Raw genomic sequence first — 2,113 nt, forward strand, 5'->3', positions numbered from 1 at the left:
AAGGGAAACCGTTTTTACCCTTGCCGAATCTACCGGGTCAGCACAAAGATGTGATGACTCAATCTTTACTAAATGATGTATTCGCTGCAAAAGGCGGAAATGGAAACGGCAATGGCGGTGGATCTTCTGCACTTCCTCCATCCGGTGGTAATGGCAATGGTGGAGGCAACGGGAACGGTGGCAACAGCGGAAAGAACGGCAATGGAAACGGAAATCAAGGACATGGAAATCACGGCAAAGGAAACGAAAATAAAGGAAACAATGGCAAGAGTGACGAAAAACATGGCAAGAGACATGCCTATGGCAAGTACAAGAATCGTTTCAACGGTTCGGAACAGGAGTTCAAGGAACGGTTCTATGTCCAGAACTTTACAAACGATGTAGCCAATCCATTACCTGAAGTGCTCATGACGACAAATGAAGAGAATGAAACCATAGGAGTCATGGCTTATGGGATCGGCCTGATCGGGAAGTCGTACATCCCGGCAAACGATCCGAATAATGGGTGGGAAGACAATCCGAACAATTCGGAAGTCAATTCAGGTTCAGAATCAATCCCAGGCAAAGGGAAAGGAAAAGCGAACGGACATAACAAAGGGACTTTAGCGGGAACAGAATCCAATTCCGCAGAAACCGAATCCCTTGATCCGTCCGAATTCTACTATCTCCAAGATCGTTTGGGTTCCGTCGTCGGATTAACCGACCCAACCGGGAAGATGATCACCAAATATCATTACGATGAGTTTGGTATCCCGCATCCGGGCAAGAAGTTTGACAAGAACTGGCCGGGCCCAGACAACACCTTCGGTTTTACGGGATTGGAGTATGATTACACAACCGGTTTGAATTACGCCCGTGCTCGTTATTACATGCCGGAGATTGGGCGGTTTATCTCGAAAGATTCGGTTGCGGGAATAGCTCAACTTCCTTTGACCCAGAATGGATATGTCTATGTGGAGAACAATCCGTTGAAGTGGATTGATCCGAGTGGGATGAGTTCGACGGGGGTTGAGGGATCTGGAATTAAGACTGGATACGGAGATTCCAGTTCAAGTAAAAAGTTTCCATATCATTTCATACTTGTTCAAGGGATTGCAAGTTCAGACGATTTCATGGCTCCAATTGGTGATAAGTTATTAGCCAATAAATTAGGCGATTATGAGATAGTAAATCTTTTTACTGGTGGAATCTTGTCTGGTTTTGGACAAGTAGCAAAACAGGGGACATCGTATGACAAAAGTAAGTCAGATGCTTTAGTACAGATTATTAAGAATGCATATGAGAAATATGGCAATGAGAGAAAAATTGTTTTAATTGCCCATAGCGGAGGAGCCGTATTATCAGCAAATGCTGCAGAAACATTAGAAGAAACAGGAGAAGAGAAAATGATAGCCAAGATCATAACAATAGGTGGGGCAGAAATCGATGATCCGGAAAAAGTTCCGATTGTTGCTCTTGGTGCAAGGCAGGACATAGTAGCTTGGGGTATTAATAAGTATATTGATATTGATGGTAATCCCGTAGCGGCACATATGGGATACTTTACTCATGGGAAACATCTGGACAATACATTTAATGCAGTTGTCTCAGAACTCCCTTAGTACTTTTTACTAACCTATTAAAAAAGGTGGGCTGTAAGGCCCACCTTAACCTACAAAAGGGATTGAGGAATATGAAGAAAATTGTTATCTTTTCCTTTTTCACTCTATTATTTGCTTGGGTTAACTTTTTTTCGTTTATCGGCGCTTGTATTGCCTATACTGTTACCATTGTATTTACGTTCAGGAAATACAAAAACTTACCTTTTAAGAAAAAATTGATGGTTTCATTGTTTATTTTTGTATTAACGTTTATTGATTATACGATAATTGAAATGGCCTATAGGAAAGTGGGGCCTGCTGGAATGATCGTGTTTTATTTTATTGGAATCCAAGCTCTTATTATTGTCTCCTATCTTTTAAGGCCCTTTATTTGGTTGCCGATAGTCGGGGGAACAATCGCCAGTTTTATATTTTATAGCAGTTAAAATTTTGAATTCTCCAGACCTAACCCGGACGAGCCGGAACCAATAGGATTTTTGTAGACCCTTGTCGAAAAGAAAGAATAATCATAC

Annotated in this window: 2 protein-coding genes; both read left to right on the top strand. The window is 41.7% G+C overall.

Features of this window, described 5'->3' with window-relative positions; genetic code table 11:
* A partial coding sequence (locus ACFO8Q_RS09950; protein WP_380025620.1) for an RHS repeat domain-containing protein occupies nt 1-1,601 on the top strand: 1,601 nt, incomplete at its 5' end.
* Nucleotides 1,602-1,672: 71 nt separating this feature from the next.
* Nucleotides 1,673-2,026, top strand: a complete 354-nt coding sequence (locus tag ACFO8Q_RS09955) for a hypothetical protein (protein WP_380025621.1) — start codon at nt 1,673-1,675, stop codon at nt 2,024-2,026.
* Nucleotides 2,027-2,113 lie beyond the last annotated feature (87 nt).

Source organism: Effusibacillus consociatus (assembly GCF_042652925.1).
Lineage (GTDB): Bacteria > Bacillota > Bacilli > Tumebacillales > Effusibacillaceae > Effusibacillus > Effusibacillus consociatus.